Consider the following 14,823-nt stretch of genomic DNA (forward strand, 5'->3'; position numbering starts at 1 on the left):
ACAATGCGGGAATCAACCCGTCCTCGCGGACATCGCGGCCACGCCGAACAGGCCGCCGCCGATCCGGAAGGGGTGACGACGATGACGTCCGGCACCACCCAACCCGCCACCTCCCTCGCGCCGATGACAGCCCTGCACACCGGATCGGGTGATCCCCTGCTGCTGTTGCACGGTTTTCTGATGTCGCCGCACTGCTGGGAGGACGTCGCGTCCCGATTGTCCGCTACTTGCGAGGTGTTCGCTCCGGCCTTCGCCGGGCATTGGGGCGGCCCCGACCTCAGCGGCTGGTACATCGACGTGAATCTGCTCGCCGACCAGGTCGAGGAACAGCTCGACGAATTGGGCTGGCGCACCTGCCATATCGCGGGCAACTCGCTCGGCGGCTGGGTCGGCTTCGAATTGGCCCGCCGCGGCCGCGCACGCACCCTCACCGCCATCGCCCCCGCAGGTGGATGGCACAATCCGTCACTGGCCCAGTTGCGCGTGGGGCTCGAGTTCCTGGCGCTGGTGCCGATCGTCGAAATCGGTAAGCGCCTGCCCGCCTCGATCCGGTTCAGCGGGCTGGTCCGGCGTGCCACCGCCATGCTGCTGAGCAAGAACGTCGCCGCGGCGCCCCGGCGCGGGGTGGAGGCGGCGATCATGTCGGCAACCCACTGCGCGGCCATGCTGCCATTGATCGCCAGTGGTTTGCGGATGGCCGTCCTCGACGATCTGTCCACAGTGCGGACGCCGGTGCGGCTGCTGATGTGCGAATACGACCGAATCATCCCGAATCGCATGTACGCCAAGCGTTTTTTGCGGGAACTGCCCGAGACGGCGGACCGCATCCTGGTGCACGGGGTGGGGCACGTCCCGATGCTGGAGGCTCCCGACCGCATCGCGACCCTCATCGCCGAGCACGTCTATGCCAGCCGCACGCGTCTGCGGGCGGTGTGAGAAAGGCCGGCGGATCGGTTCGAACCCCTCGGCGCCGATCCGCCGGCCGCCATCAGCTCGCGTACATGGCCTCGATTTCGGCGGCGTACTTCTCGCTGATCATCTTTCGCTTCAACGACATCTTCGGGGTGAGTTCGTCACCGCCGGGTTCCCACACCGTGGGCAGGACCGTGAAGCGCTTGATCTGCTCGACCCGCGACAGTCGCTCGTTGGCGGCCGCGATCGCGGCCGCTACCGCGGCGCGCAGGTTCGGATCGGCCGCGAGTCGCGCCGGATCGGTCTCACCGCCGGGAACACGTGCGGCACAGACATCCGGATCGAGGGTGAGCAATGCGGTCACATACTTGCGGTGGTCGCCGATCGCGACGACCGAACCGACCAGTGGGCACGCGACTCGCACGGCGCCCTCGATATTCGATGGCGACATGTTCTTGCCACCCGCGTTGATGATCAGCTCCTTCTTCCGGTCGAGGATGCGCACGTAACCGTCGGCGTCGACAGTGCCGACGTCACCGGTGTGCAGCCAGCCGTCGGTATCGATCGCGGCCGCGTTCTGTTCGGGATCGTCGCGATACCCGCGCATCACCAAGGGGCCGCGCACCAGCAGCTCACCGTCGTCGGCCACGGTGACCTCGACGCCCGGTAGTGCCTTGCCGACGGTGCCGATGCGGATGGCCTCGGGTGGATTGGCCGTGGCGGCGGCCGAGGTCTCCGTCATCCCCCATGCTTCGCAGACCGTCAGGCCCAGCCCGAGGATGAACGTCATCGCATCCGGTGCGATGGGCGCGGCGCCGCTCAATGCGGCCCGCACCTCGTCCAAGCCCATCCGTGCCCGCAGCGCCCGCAGGACGGTCCGTTGCAGGAGCTCGTCACGCACCCGCAGCGATATCGGGATCGGCCGCCGGTCGCTGCGCCGCCGGGCCACCTCCGTGCCGACGCCGATGGCATGCGCGAGGATTCGGCGGGTGATCGGATCACGTTGTGCCACCACGGATTCGAGTCCTGCCTTGATCTTGTACCAGATGGCCGGAACCGCGAGGAACAACGTCGGCCGGACCTGCGGCAGGACGTCGATCAACTGTTTCGGATCCGCCACGGTGGTGATCTGCACGCCCTCGACGATGCTGTTGTAGTGGCAGAACGCCCGATTGGCCAGATGAGCGTCGGGCAGATACGACACCACCCGATCGTCGGGCCCCACCCGCAGCATGGATTCCACCGCCGCGAATTCGGCCAGCAGATTCGCATGGGTCAGCTCGACCCCTTTGGGCGGGCCGGTGGTGCCCGAGGTGTAGACGATGGTCACGAGGTCCCCCGGCCCGACCGCCCGCCACGCCGCCTCGAAATCGAAGTCGGGGGCCGGGATGGCGGCCAGTTCCTCGAGCGACAGACAGCCCGCGACCGGACCGTCTACACAGACGATGTGTTCGAGCCGTCCCTGCGGGTCCGCGGCCCGGATGACGTCCAGGAAGCGGGATTCGGTGATCACCACCCGATTGCCCGCGTTCCGGAACAGATGCGAAATCTGTTCCGGCGCAAATGTGTTGTAGATCGAGAACGGAATGGCTCCGACGTGCAGGACCGCGGTGTCGGCGAGGTGGAATTCCGGGATGTTGGTCAGCATCAGGGCGACCGTGTCGCCGGGGCCGACACCGATGCCCGACAGTCCGGTCGCGATCGCACGGACCCGTGCCGCGTACTCGAGCCAGGTGAAGCTCGGTGTGCCGGTCGGCCCGCGCAGCGCGACACGTTCCGGGTGGCGGGCGGCCGTTCGCTGGAATGCCGCGCACATGGTCGGCGCAAGGTGCTCGCTCATATGGATTCCCTGTCTCGGAAGCCGGCCTCGCCCTCGGCTCGCGGCAGCGCAGCGGCGAATTCCGCGACGAGCGCGGCGACGGCGACCGGATCGTCGAGTTGTGGACAGTGACCGGCGGTCGGCAGAATGATCAGCTCGCTGCCCGGTAGCAGGCGATGCAGATCCCGGCTGGCCTGGGGCGGGATGATGCGGTCGCGGCGGCCGTGCACGATGAGCACAGGACAGCCGACCGGATCGCGCGGGTAGCCCCCGCCGGTCTCGCGGGCGAATCGCAGGGCGTGCTCCAGGAGCCAGAACATCCGCTCCCGCTGCCCGTAGCGGTCCGACCAACGGCGAATGACCACCGGATCGACGTCGGCGCGGCTGCCGTAGAGCACCTCGCGCGTCGCCCAGCCGACCATGCCCCGCGCGGCCACCGCCGGGACCGGCACCCGCCGCAGCCCGCCGAGCATCCACGCGGCCCGGGCACCGCGGGCGAAGCGGGCCAACCGATCGGCGGAGAGGATGGGCTCGTCCAGGGTGGCGATGCCCGCCACCAGCTCCGGACGACGTTGCGCGGCCCGTACCGCCATCATTGCGCCGAGCGAATTGCCCACGAGCACAACGGGTCCGGTGGCCTCGAGCGCGCCGTCGACGAAGCGATCCAGTTGTGGCAGCAGGTCGCCTGGCTGGAACGGATCACCCTCGCCGTGACCGGTCACGTCGACGGCCAGGGCGGCGCGGCCCCGCCGATCCAGTTCCGCCAGCACACCGCGCCAGGTGTCGGCGCAGTCGGCGAAACCGTGTAGGAACAGGATCGGCGTCCCGGCACCGGCGACGGTCAACGCCCGGGTGTGCACGCCGTTGTAGCACACCCGGGATGGCGTGATCACCGGCCCAGGAGCCCCTTCGCGATGTGGGTCACCTGGATCTCGTTGCTGCCGGCGTAGATCATCAGCGACTTGGCATCGCGGGCGAGTTGTTCGACACGGTATTCCTGCATGTATCCGTTGCCGCCGAACAGTTGCACGGCCTCCATCGCGACCTCGGTGGCCGTCTCCGAGCAGTACAGTTTGATCGCCGAGGCCTCGGCCAGCGTGGGCGGCTTCCCCGCGCGGCCGCGTTCGAGGGTGTTGAAGACCATGTTCTGCACGTTGATGCGAGCGATCTCCATCTTCGCGAGCTTGAGCTGCACGAGCTGGAAGCGGCCGATCTCCTGCCCCCACAGCGTGCGGGTCTTGGCGTATTCCACACAGAGCCGGTGACATTCGTTGATGATGCCCAGCGCCATGAAGCCCACGCCCACCCGTTCGGCGACGAAACTCGTTCGCGCGCTTTCCCGTCCGTCGCCACCCCGGTGTTCCTCGGTCTCGCCGAGCAACCGGTCCCGGCCCAATCGCACGTTGTCGAAGAACAATTCGCCGGTGGGCGAGGAGTGCAAACCCATCTTCCTGAACGGTTTGCCCTGGGTGAAACCCTCCATACCCTTGTCGAGGACGAAGGTGAGCACCTTGCGATCGCGCCTGTCGGTGCCGTCGCCCTCGTCGAGTTTGGCGTAGACGACCACCACATCGGCGTAGGGCCCGTTGGTGATGAAGGTCTTCTGGCCGTTGAGGATGTAGTCCTCGCCGTCGCGTTTGACCGAGGTCTTCATGCCACCGAAGGCATCCGAGCCCGAATCCGGTTCCGTGATGGCCCAGGCCGCCACCTTCTTCAAGGTGACGATATCGGCGAGCCAGCGCTCCTTCTGCGCGAGCGTGCCGCGCGACATGATGGTGGACGCGCCGAGGCCGATCGAGACGCCCATCGCCGCGACCAAACCCATACTGACGCCGGACAATTCGCTGATCAGCACCGCCATCAACGACTGCTGCTCGCCGAACGGGTCGCCGCCGGACCGGGGTTTCTTGTCGCGCTGTCCGGCCTGGTCCGGTGCGGCCTCGGCGGCACGCTGCTTGGCGAGCATCTTCTCGATCGCCTCGGCGCCCATGACATCGATGCCGAACTCGCCGAACAGTTTTCGCAGAATCGGATACGGCGGCATCTCACCGCTGTCGAGGGCGTCCAGATGCGGCCGGATCTCCTTGTCGATGAAGGCGCGCACGGCCGCGCGGATCATCTCGTCGGTCTCGGACCATTCGAACATCGTCGTTGTCCTCCAGCGTCAGGGCAGCCGGGCTGCGATGTCGTCGATCAGCCAGGGGCCGTCGGTTTCGATGGTCTTCACGTCGTGCCAGCCGCCGAGCTCGGAGATGGCGCCGCCCTGCACGGCGAAGACCTTGCCGGTGACCGGGCATTTGTCGGTGGCCAGGTAGGCGACCAGCGGTGAGATGTTGGCCGGGCTGAAGGCATCGAATTCGCCCTCGCCCACCTCGGCGGCGAAGATCGCCCCCATACCGGGTGTGGCCAGGGTCAGGCGCGTGCGCGCCATCGGGGCGATGGCGTTGACCCGCACGCCGTAACGCTCCAATTCCTCGGCGGCGACCAGCGTCAACGCGGCGATACCGGCCTTGGCCGCACCGTAGTTGGCCTGGCCGGCGTTGGGCAGGGTGACGCCGGAGGCCGAGGCGGTGTTGACGACGGCGGCATTGGGCTGCTTACCGGCCTTCGACTGGTCCTTCCAATACGCCGCGGCGTGGCGCAGCACGTTGAAGTGGCCCTTCAGATGCACGGCGATGACCGCGTCCCACTGCGATTCCTCCAGCCCGGCGATGAACCCGTCGCGCAGGATGCCGGCGTTGTTGATCACCGCGTCCAGCGTGCCGAATTCCGAGATCGCCTGGTCCACCAGGTTTTTCGCACCGTCCCACTGCGCCACGTTGTCGGTGTTGGCCACCGCCTTCCCGCCCGCGGCGCGGATCTCGTCCACCACCTCCTGCGCCGGTCCGGCGTCGGCGCCCTCGCCGGCGTTGCTGCCGCCCAGGTCGTTCACCACGACCGAGGCGCCCTCCCGCGCGAACAACAGCGCGTGTTCGCGTCCGATGCCGCGGCCCGCGCCGGTGATGACGGCGACCCGCCCATCCAGAACACCCATGACAGTCTCCTCGACTACGAGTTGTCGGCGACGACCGCCAGGCCGTCGGTCAGAACGAGATCGGTTCCGCGTGCGGTGCGGAACGCGTAGGTGGTGTCGGAGCCGGTCGAGCCGACCTGCCAGATCTGCGTCTCCAGATCGTCGCCGGGGAACACCATCTTCGAGAAGCGCACCGCGAACCGCTTCAACCGCTGCACATCGGAACCGGCGACCTCGGTGAGGACCGCCCACGACGACATCGCCATCGTGCACAGACCGTGCGCGATGATGCCGGGGAGTCCGGCATCCTTGGCCACCTGCTCGTCCAGGTGCAGGGGCACCGGATCGCCGGAGGCGGGGGCATAACGGTAGGTCTGATCGTCGTCCACGTGCGCGGCGACCCGGGCCAGCGGCGGCTGCGCCTCCAGGCCGGGATCGAACTTGTGCGGCGGCGCGTTCTCTCCGACCTGCTTGCCGACATCGACGTTGCGGAAGAAAGCGGTCAGATACTGCTCGTTGACCAGCTCACCGTCGGAGTCCCGGCATTCGATGAGAATGGTGATGGTGGTGCCGTTCTCGCGGCCCTCGTAGCCGACCGCCTTGGCCCGCGAGACCAGCCGATCACCGGGCCGGATCGGACGGTGGAAGTGAAAGTCCTGCTCACCGTGCACGACTCGGCCGAAGATGTCCATCGGGACGACGTCGATCACCGGCATCATCATCGCCTCGAAGACGGGGACGATGGCGAAGACGGGTGAGGCGATATCGCCGGACAGGTGAGCCGGAATCGGGTCGTTGGTGGCGGCGGCGTATTCGGCGATCCGCTCCCGAGTGACCTCGAACCGCTCCTCGTCGGACCAGACGTTCAGACCCGCATCGTCGAATTCCACGGGCCGGGGCCCTGTTTCGGTGGCCATATCGCTACGCCCTCGCCAGGGCGTCGAGCTGTTCGAGGGTGGTGTCCAGCTGCTTGGCGCCGTCCTTCTCGACCGCCTTGCCCAGCGCGCCCTTGATGAGCGCACCCTCGAAATCACCGGAAACCGAGAATGTGCTGCCTGCCCCCTCGGGTGCGATGTCGAAGGAGAACTTCACCTTCACACCGGCCATCCCGGCACCGCTGAGGACCAGGCGGTTCGGCGAATTCACCTCTTCGACAACCCATTCCATCTTGTTCGCCATGCCGAGCATCATGATCTTGGCGACCAGCTTCGAGCCCGTGGTCAGTGTGGCCGGCGGCTCCTCCATCCAGCGCTCGTGAATGGTGAACCATTTGTCCCAGGTCTGCGGATCCGAGACGACCGCCCACAGCGCGTCCGGGGTGGCGTTGAGGTTCTTGGTGGCTTCGATGTGACCCATGCTCGTACTCCTTTCAGCGCTCGGCGCGCTGGTAGGCGGTGACGACCGCGGCTCCGCCGAGGCCGATGTTGTGCTGCAGTGCGGCGGTGACGCCCTCGACCTGACGTTTGCCGGCGTCGCCGCGCAGCTGCCAGGTGAGCTCGCTGCACTGAGCCAGACCCGTCGCCCCCAGGGGATGCCCCTTGGAGATGAGGCCGCCCGACGGGTTGACCACCCACTTGCCGCCGTAGGTCGTCTGATCGCCGTCGATGAGGCTGCCGGCCTCGCCCTCACCGCACAGGCCCAGCGCCTCGTAGAGCAGCAGTTCGTTGGCGGAGAAGCAGTCGTGCAGCTCGATCACCTGGAAGTCTTGCGGCCCCAAGCCCGATTGCCGGTAAACCTGCTGCGCGGCTTGCACATTCATGTCGTAGCCGATGAGGTTCTTCGCGGTGCCGTCGAAGGTGGAGGCGAAATCGGTGGTCATCGCCTGGCCCACGATCTCCACCGCCCGCGCGGCCAGACCGTGCCGGTCGACGAAGTCCTCGGAGGCGAGGACCACCGCGCCCGAACCGTCCGAGGTCGGCGAGCACTGGAGCTTGGTGAGCGGGTCGTAGATCATTCGCGCGCCCAGGATGTCGTCGAGCGAATACTCGTCCTGGAACTGCGAATACGGGTTGTTCACCGAATGCTTGTGGTTCTTGTACCCGATCTTCGCGAAATGCTCCGCGGTGGTGCCGTACTGCTTCATATGTTCGCGGCCCGCGGCGCCGAACATCCACGGCGCAGGCGGGAACAGCACCTCGGAGATCTCGGCCAGCGCCATCATGTGCTTGGCCATCGGCTGCTCGCGGTCGTCCCAGGTGGAACCGAGCGAACCGGGTTGCATCTTCTCGAAGCCCAGCGCCAGCGTGCAGTCCGCCAGCCCGCCTCGAATCGCCTGCGCCGCAAGGTAGAGCGCGGTGGAACCGGTGGAGCAGTTGTTGTTCACGTTGATCACCGGGATACCGGTCATCCCCAGTTCGTAGACCGCGCGCTGGCCGGAGGTGGACTCGCCGTAGACGTAGCCGACGTAGGCCTGCTGCACCTCGCGGTAGTCGATCCCGGCATCGGCCAGCGCCTCGGTGCCGGATTCGCGGGCCATATCCGGGTAGTCCCACGCGCGGGTCGCACCGTCGGCCTCCTCGACCTGCCGCCGACCCGGTTTCTCGAACTTCGTCATTCCGACGCCGACGACGTAGACCTTGTTCGTCATCGAACCACCCTTCTCCCAGTCGGCCGCCCCGGCGAGCGGCAGTGGTCGATCCGTTCCGATCGAACTGGAAACAAACATACGGAGCTGTATGTAAATGCGCAATAGGGTGCGCACGTTCGCCCCAAGTTTGGGAGGTATGCCCAGCTAGGGCGTTTGTATTGATACGTACAGGCGCATCTGTTGCTCGCCACAGCCTGCGCTTTGGGCACCGTCGCACCGGCGTGGCGGTACGAGCGTCAACGGCGGCACACGCAACAACAGCCTGCGCTCATGCGCGCGAGATTCGGCGAAACGGACTGCGCCGCAGAATCATTCGCCGAGACGGCTATCCGGAAGCCTGGCCTCGCTCACCTGTATCGATCACCGCGCAGCGCCGTAACCAGGCGAAACGTGTCGACACGCGCAATGCGGACAGCGTAGGCGCAGCAGCCGCACGTCGGCGGCGGCGCGGAGCCGTCCAGAGCTTTCAGCCGCCGATTCCGAGGCCCGGCAGTGCGGTTTCGGCGGCCCGGCGCAGATGCGCCGAGGCGCGCTGCCAGCGGCGGCGGGCGCGTTCCGGATCCGGAGATACGAAGTTGGAGACCAGGATTCCGCGCAAGGTGTCCATGGCGGTATAGGCGAAATCTCGAACTTCCTTACGCCGCAGCTCATCCGGGACCAGCTGCGACACCGCCATCAGGACGGCGTTGTTGACGAACGGCTCGACCTTCTCGGCCTCGGCGGCCAGCACCGGATCGGTGCGCCCGGCCACCCAGAGCTCCATGGCCGCGATGAACAGCGGTCCCTGATGCAGCTCCCACATCGCGTCCAGGGTGGCGCCGATCGGATCGTCGCCGGCGCGCAACCGGCCGAGCTCCTTCATCGCGGCTTCGGTGCGCCGCTGCGCCAGGTGGGAAATGGCGGCCACGACCAGATCGGTTTTGGAACCGAAGTGGTGCACCTGAGCGCCGCGGGTGACCCCGGCCCGCTCCGCGACGCGCGGCGTCGTGGTGCCCGCATAGCCGTATTCGACCAGGCAATCGATGGTCGCGTCGAGCAGCCGCACCCGCATCTCGCTGCTGCGCTGCTCCTGGGTACGACGCGGCGGCTTACCGACGACAGATCTGGCCATCCGGAAATCCTACACTTACATACACACGTGCATGAAACTCACTCGGGCTCGCGCGCCGCCCGTCCGCGTTGTATCGCGGCCAGCAGCACCCGCACCCCCGCGCCGATGAGCGCCAGATCGGCCAGAATCTGCACGGTCACGACGACGCGCGCCGCCTGCGAGGTCGCCGCGATATCGCCGAAACCGACCGTCCCCAGCACGGTCACCGTGAAATAGAGCGCGTCGATCCGGGTCAGCAAGGCCGAGAAACTGCCCGGCTCGGCCGCCGACATCAGGACGTACGTGGTGGCGAACATGAGAATGAAGGCCACCGCGATCATGGTCAGCGCCTCGGCCCCGCGCAGCCCGGGATAGGGCGCGGCCACGATGCGCGTGGCCTGCCGCACGATGAGCACGACGACCACCACCAGACCACCGCACAGACCCAGAATCGGACCGAGCTCGTTCAAATGATGAAAGGGCAGGACGAAATACAGCGCCACCAGCACCATCGTCGTCAGCGCGGTCCGCGCGACGGCAAACAGCACCGCCCGCCGCCGCGCGTCGCCACCGCCACTCCCTCGTACCTGCGGATCCATCCTGACCTCCCGGTCGAGTTCTGCCGCCTGCTCCGGATCACTCAACCACGCCGGAGAGGGGAACGAGCGGAGGTTGGGGCTGCGGCAAGCAGGCACTTCCCCACAGTGGGAAATATGAGACCGCATCGCGGCGGCTCGAGTTGAGAAACTGACTATCGACCAGTCGGTGAGGAGCCGCAGCCGGTTGGGCGGACCGGGAGGGTGCGCCGGACCGGCACGCCGGGTTCCCGCGGAAGCAGCGTGAGGATTGATGAGAGAACTTCACCCCGATGTCCGCGTGGCCATGGCGATGGGACGAGAACTGAAGCACCGCATCGCCGAAATGCGCGAGCGTGCCGACGGCATAGTCGCACGCCGCCCCTCGCCGAGCGGGATGGTGATTCCCGAGGTCAACGTCTATGGCCAGCTGACGGACCTGTATCTCGCACCCGGCACCTGCGACCGTTTCGGCAACGATGAGCTGGTCGCCGAGATCGTGGCCGCCATCCGGGAAAGCACCGTCAACGCGCGCCGGCAGTACGGCATCGCGATGAACGAGGACCATCACCACGTGCCGCTGGCCGAGAAGGCACGCCAGTGGCGGGCGGAGATGGACGCTCCGAAGCCCTCCACCAGTGGGAACCCAGAAGAATAAGGTTCGGACGGCTGGGCGGGAGGATTGGCCAGTTATGGCAAATTATCTGGATCTTGATCCTGATCAGCTGCGCGTATACGCCGAGCAACTCGAGAGATACGCAGCTGCCATGCGGAAATGGGGCGAGATTCCGGAGGATTGGCTGAAGGAGTTTCCGGACGGCTACGGCACCATCGCAGATCCGATGCACGGCGCGCTGGAGGAGTACTACCGGAAACGTCATGAGAAAGCCGAAGCCCAGGCGGCGTCGGCCGAACGGACCGCACACGATCTGCGAACCGCGGCCGGACGAATGGAAAACACCGAACTCTCCGGGGGACAGCAGATTTCCAACGCCGGTCCGCATGGCGGGCCGAGTCCGGTAACTCATGGGCCCAGCGCACTGGACGGTCACACTCCGAAAACTCCGGCCATATCGAATGATTCGCCGCAGCGCGCGCCAGACATTCCCGCGCGGCCCGTCGTCAGCCATACCGACGGAGTGACCGGCCCAGCGGCGGCCACCCCCGGGCAGCCGGGTCACGGCACCATCCCGGCGTTTGCCGGAGCGAATCCAGTCGCACCCATTGATGTTTCGCATTCAATGCCGAGCCCCGAACATCGGGTCGACGGGTCGGCGCCACCTCCCACACAGGTAGTGCCCGTACGGCACAGCACGCCAGAAGGTGCCGGGGTCTTCACTGTCGGATACGGGACCGGTACGCAGTCCGGCGCACCGATCGCCGCTGCCGTGCCGCTGATGGGGCCGACGGGCCCGCTGTCCGCCGTTCCAGCCCCCCAACCACCGAGACCGCTGCGGCCAGGACCGCTCGCGGTCTCGTTCCAGCCCGTCCGCGGCCACCGCCAGGGTCTACCGCAGCTGGTAGTCGGTGACGGCGGGGAGGACGATCTGACGTTGGCCCGGACATTATTGAGCGCCGTCCTTTTCGCCGTCGGCGATTCCGCGCCGGGCGTCGAGTGGGCGACGGGCGTAGTGCGGAACAGAAAAGGTGCCGTCGTCCTGCTGACGTCGACCGAGGGCCGCGGATGGCTGCCCGCCGGCTTGTTCGTCCCGTCGGAGGTTTTGATTCCATGGCGATGGGATTCGATCCTGGACGCCGAGGGCCGCGGCGCCATCACAGCGTTCGAGAACAACGCCGATCCCGCGCGGATCCTCACCGAATTCGCCCGTCATGCCGCGCGGGCGAAACGCGGACATTTGCGCGCTCTCGCATCGACGTCGGGGGTGGGCGATTATGTGCGTGCCACGCTGGGCAGCGAGGTCGCCATTGCGGACCTGGTAGTCGCAACAGAGACCTCTGTCGATCTATCCAGTCCCGGCGCGGGTCTTTTCGATCGGCTCGACGCCGGTGGCTCCGCAACATCGCGACAGCGTGCAGCCGAGGTAGCGGACTCCGACATCCGAGCGGTCTGCGTGCAACTGGCCCGCGACGCCGATGCTCTGGCCCGGCAGGCTATGCCCGACGCCACCCCGGAGGTTCGGGCGCAGCGAGCCCGGCGACAGGAGGTCCTGCACTCCCTCGGCGCCCGAGACCGGGTGTCCGCGAGCAGTCGGCCACACCTTCCTCCAGCCGGCCAAGACCTTGTCGCGCCCGCCTCGGCCGTATTCGCGCCGTCCGGATCATCGCGTGCCGCGGCCACGTCTGCGATCATTTCCAGCAATTTCTCACCGCCACCGGATGTGGATACCGAGCGCAGCCGAATGTTCGAGCGACGGGCCGATGAATTGATTTCGCTACTGCTCACAGAAAAAGATGACCATCGAATGCTGCGCGATGTGTTGTACGTCCACGATCAGATTGCCGAGCATCCGCAGCTCCAGAGCATCCTAGGAAAGGTGCCGGCACCGACCGCGAACACTACTTCAGTCGATACGGGTTCAGCCGGGCCCAACCTCTCACCTGCCGCCGAATATCAGAGTTTCCCTGTGAGCCCGGGACGCTACGGTGAAGAAAGGAGCATCCGATGACCGGCAAGGATCCCGGTACTCTGATCAAAGAGATCCAATCAACCCACGACAAAACTTGGGCTGACGACACTTATACCAAAGATCAATCACTTACCATCCTGAAAGAACTCGACCAACTGTCTCCGGAAGACTTCAAGACAGTATGGAACGGTTTGGACAAAGACGATAGGCAAGATCTCGTAACCTCTATCGGGCTGAGTGATGCCAACGGCTGGGATCCGCGAAAAGACAGCGACTACAAAGAGCTCGCCAAGGCGCTGGGCGACGATAATCTCGACGAAGCAATGGCATACAAGAATGCCCAGAAAACCAAGCAAGACAATGAGAAGGCGGACGCTCCCGCTAAATTCGACAAAGATTTCGGCTTTCTCCCCAGCGATGGCAAGAAGCATTTCGAGGAGGTACTCCTGTATGTTCCCAAAGGACGGAGCCAATCACTCCTCGAACTGATCCAGGACACCCAGGACACCATGCAGGCCGGTTTCGATTCACTCGGCTCGCGCAACCCGAAGGACGCACCGGACTTCAACTCGCTACTGGAGCAACACCAGCTCGACAAGCCCGAGGGATGGTCCAATGTCGTAGACAGGTACGACACCTTCAAAAAGACCTTCGACTCGCGAGAAGAAACATATAAAGATAAAAGCAAGGACGTGAATTTCACGACCAAGACCACCCAGAAGGACCTCCTCGACTGTGCCTCCAAGCTCCGGGGCGTAAAGGATGAACTCAACGGATTTCTCCAGCAGGACTACAGCACGTACACCCAGAAAGGGAACACGATAGTCCTGCCCGGACCGCATCTGAGCGCCAACACCACCGGCCCCGACGAAACTGTCTACACCCGTAAGACGGAGAACGACAATTTCGTACTCACTCCGGAAGCGGAGCAGAAGTACTACGTCAGCCACATCCAAACCGCCGTCGACAAATGGAACAAGATCTATGACGACACGGCGATGAAGTTCCAGAAGCAAGCCGACCATGTCGACGATCCGGGCCCGAAGGAACCGGAGAAACCGGCGGCGCCCGCAGCACCGGCGGCCCCTGCGGCCCCCGCAGCGCCGGCGACGCCCTACACACCCCTCACCGACACCTCCGGCACCACCGATCTGGCCGACCAGACGGACTACAGCGACAGCATTTTCGGCGGTCTCACCGACGGCCAATTCCCGGCCGATGCGACCGACATCTCGGAGTCCTCGGACCTGTCGAGCCTCGACGGGACGAGCAGCACAGGTACCGACACCGATTCGACCAGCGGCACGGGCTCGGGCGATTCCACGGCATGGGACCAGATAGAGAACGCCCTCACCGGTGACAACAGCGGTAGCGGGACCACCGGTCAGAGTACGGCCGGCACGACCGCCGCGGCCACGAACCCATTCATGGGAGCCATGAATCCTATGGCTGGGTACATGAATCCGATGGGGAACTTCGGGTCGGGCGGATTCATGAACCAGGGGGGTAATCAGAACAACCCCGCATCGCAGTACGGCCAGAACCCCCTGTCCTCCGCTTTCGGAAGGCAGGCGAATTCGCTTCTGCCCGAGGCAAATCCGGCGCAGACGGCGACAGGCGCCACCGCGCAGCAGGCCGCCTACACCAATCCGGCCTCGGCCGTCTCGGCCACGCCGGCTTCCGGCACGCCCCCGCGTATCGGCAATTCCATGGTCGACATGAAACTGCCGGACGGCAGTACGCCGCAGAAGGTTCCGGCAGTCGTGGCCGACGCCGTGAACAGGGCGTTCAACAATCCGAACGGCAGCGACGCGGCCGCCGCGTATGGCAGCGCCTACGCGCAGGCGACCCCGGTGGACCCGTCGAATCTGCACACCGGCGATGTCGTGCAATGGGCCGATCGCAGCGCGGTGATCGTTCGCGAGGGCACCGATAACTACTACATCATCACCGACGGCCAGATGCGGCACGTCGAACTGAAAGACCTTCCGAACTACGACAACGGGGCATTCGGCAAGTTCGGAGGATTCTTCCGACCGGCCGGGGCAGGCGATCCGAGCCAGGAGGGACACCTCCAGGCGAACGCCGTCGTCCAACCGACCACGGTGGTCTCCGCGTCGTCGACAACCTCCGCACGTCCGCCGAGCACCGACACGCAAGAGACGTGACAGCCGCGACAGCCCGGTCGGCCGGGGACTTCCTGGTCGATGTCGCCGAGCGGATCGGGACAGGTTGCACG

13 protein-coding genes are annotated in these 14,823 nt (G+C 65.9%); 4 read left to right on the plus strand and 9 right to left on the minus strand.

Annotated features, from left to right (window positions below; genetic code table 11):
* Nucleotides 1-3: 3 nt before the first annotated feature.
* On the plus strand, nt 4-936 hold the full coding sequence (gene ephH / locus NMI01S_RS00935; protein ID WP_245716647.1) for an epoxide hydrolase EphH: 933 nt from the start codon (nt 4-6) through the stop codon (nt 934-936).
* A gap of 52 nt (nt 937-988) precedes the next feature.
* On the opposite strand, the gene NMI01S_RS00940 is transcribed toward ephH, so the two are convergent.
* From NMI01S_RS00940 to NMI01S_RS00980, 9 genes are all read right to left on the minus strand, one after another.
* Nucleotides 989-2,752: an AMP-dependent synthetase/ligase gene (locus NMI01S_RS00940; RefSeq protein WP_062994152.1), complete on the minus strand. Its 1,764-nt coding sequence runs from the start codon at nt 2,750-2,752 to the stop codon at nt 989-991.
* On the minus strand, nt 2,749-3,624 hold the full coding sequence (locus NMI01S_RS00945) for an alpha/beta fold hydrolase (protein WP_063920621.1): 876 nt from the start codon (nt 3,622-3,624) through the stop codon (nt 2,749-2,751). The genes NMI01S_RS00940 and NMI01S_RS00945 overlap by 4 nt, the downstream gene beginning before the upstream one ends.
* A complete protein-coding gene (locus NMI01S_RS00950) occupies nt 3,621-4,877 on the minus strand; it encodes an acyl-CoA dehydrogenase family protein (RefSeq protein WP_062994153.1) in 1,257 nt (418 codons plus the stop codon). Before NMI01S_RS00950 ends, NMI01S_RS00945 begins: the two co-directional genes overlap by 4 nt.
* 18 nt (nt 4,878-4,895) lie before the next feature.
* Nucleotides 4,896-5,765 carry an SDR family oxidoreductase gene (locus tag NMI01S_RS00955; RefSeq protein WP_062994154.1) on the minus strand — a complete coding sequence of 290 codons (870 nt, stop codon included), beginning with the start codon at nt 5,763-5,765 and terminating at the stop codon, nt 4,896-4,898.
* 14 nt (nt 5,766-5,779) lie between these two features.
* Nucleotides 5,780-6,661, minus strand: coding sequence for a MaoC/PaaZ C-terminal domain-containing protein (locus NMI01S_RS00960; RefSeq protein ID WP_062994155.1), 882 nt, complete (start codon nt 6,659-6,661; stop codon nt 5,780-5,782).
* Nucleotides 6,662-6,665: 4 nt separating this feature from the next.
* A complete protein-coding gene (locus NMI01S_RS00965; RefSeq protein ID WP_062994156.1) occupies nt 6,666-7,100 on the minus strand; it encodes a type II toxin-antitoxin system Rv0910 family toxin in 435 nt (144 codons plus the stop codon).
* Nucleotides 7,101-7,113: 13 nt separating this feature from the next.
* The gene (locus NMI01S_RS00970) at nt 7,114-8,331 is read right to left on the minus strand and encodes a lipid-transfer protein (protein ID WP_062994250.1); all 1,218 of its coding nucleotides are present in this window, start codon (nt 8,329-8,331) and stop codon (nt 7,114-7,116) included.
* A 466-nt stretch (nt 8,332-8,797) separates the two neighbouring features.
* Nucleotides 8,798-9,442: a TetR/AcrR family transcriptional regulator gene (locus NMI01S_RS00975; protein ID WP_062994157.1), complete on the minus strand. Its 645-nt coding sequence runs from the start codon at nt 9,440-9,442 to the stop codon at nt 8,798-8,800.
* Between the two features lie 38 nt (nt 9,443-9,480).
* The gene (locus tag NMI01S_RS00980) at nt 9,481-10,020 is read right to left on the minus strand and encodes a potassium channel family protein (protein ID WP_062994158.1); all 540 of its coding nucleotides are present in this window, start codon (nt 10,018-10,020) and stop codon (nt 9,481-9,483) included.
* A 283-nt stretch (nt 10,021-10,303) separates the two neighbouring features.
* On the opposite strand from NMI01S_RS00980, the gene NMI01S_RS00985 reads away from it, so the two are divergent.
* The 3 genes from NMI01S_RS00985 to NMI01S_RS35525 are packed head-to-tail and all read left to right on the plus strand — an operon-like array spanning nt 10,304 to nt 14,752.
* Entirely contained in the window at nt 10,304-10,654 is a 351-nt protein-coding gene (locus tag NMI01S_RS00985; RefSeq protein WP_063920622.1) for a hypothetical protein, read from the plus strand.
* 34 nt (nt 10,655-10,688) lie between these two features.
* On the plus strand, nt 10,689-12,623 hold the full coding sequence (locus NMI01S_RS00990) for a type VII secretion target (protein WP_084512111.1): 1,935 nt from the start codon (nt 10,689-10,691) through the stop codon (nt 12,621-12,623).
* Nucleotides 12,620-14,752 (plus strand): hypothetical protein, encoded by a 2,133-nt coding sequence (locus NMI01S_RS35525; protein ID WP_174554415.1) that lies wholly within the window; start codon nt 12,620-12,622, stop codon nt 14,750-14,752. Before NMI01S_RS00990 ends, NMI01S_RS35525 begins: the two co-directional genes overlap by 4 nt.
* The last annotated feature ends 71 nt before the right edge of the window (nt 14,753-14,823 follow it).

Origin of the sequence: Nocardia mikamii NBRC 108933, assembly GCF_001613505.1 — a bacterium.
In the GTDB taxonomy this organism is placed as follows: Bacteria; Actinomycetota; Actinomycetes; order Mycobacteriales; family Mycobacteriaceae; genus Nocardia; species Nocardia mikamii.

Coding starts and splice junctions, on each gene's coding strand:
- ephH (WP_245716647.1), top strand. CDS start 4: ATGCGGGAATCAACCCGTCCTCGCGGACATCGCGGCCACGCCGAACAG.
- NMI01S_RS00940 (WP_062994152.1), bottom strand. CDS start 2,752: ATGAGCGAGCACCTTGCGCCGACCATGTGCGCGGCATTCCAGCGAACG.
- NMI01S_RS00950 (WP_062994153.1), bottom strand. CDS start 4,877: ATGTTCGAATGGTCCGAGACCGACGAGATGATCCGCGCGGCCGTGCGC.
- NMI01S_RS00955 (WP_062994154.1), bottom strand. CDS start 5,765: ATGGGTGTTCTGGATGGGCGGGTCGCCGTCATCACCGGCGCGGGCCGC.
- NMI01S_RS00960 (WP_062994155.1), bottom strand. CDS start 6,661: ATGGCCACCGAAACAGGGCCCCGGCCCGTGGAATTCGACGATGCGGGT.
- NMI01S_RS00965 (WP_062994156.1), bottom strand. CDS start 7,100: ATGGGTCACATCGAAGCCACCAAGAACCTCAACGCCACCCCGGACGCG.
- NMI01S_RS00970 (WP_062994250.1), bottom strand. CDS start 8,331: ATGACGAACAAGGTCTACGTCGTCGGCGTCGGAATGACGAAGTTCGAG.
- NMI01S_RS00975 (WP_062994157.1), bottom strand. CDS start 9,442: ATGGCCAGATCTGTCGTCGGTAAGCCGCCGCGTCGTACCCAGGAGCAG.
- NMI01S_RS00980 (WP_062994158.1), bottom strand. CDS start 10,020: ATGGATCCGCAGGTACGAGGGAGTGGCGGTGGCGACGCGCGGCGGCGG.
- NMI01S_RS00985 (WP_063920622.1), top strand. CDS start 10,304: ATGGCGATGGGACGAGAACTGAAGCACCGCATCGCCGAAATGCGCGAG.
- NMI01S_RS00990 (WP_084512111.1), top strand. CDS start 10,689: ATGGCAAATTATCTGGATCTTGATCCTGATCAGCTGCGCGTATACGCC.
- NMI01S_RS35525 (WP_174554415.1), top strand. CDS start 12,620: ATGACCGGCAAGGATCCCGGTACTCTGATCAAAGAGATCCAATCAACC.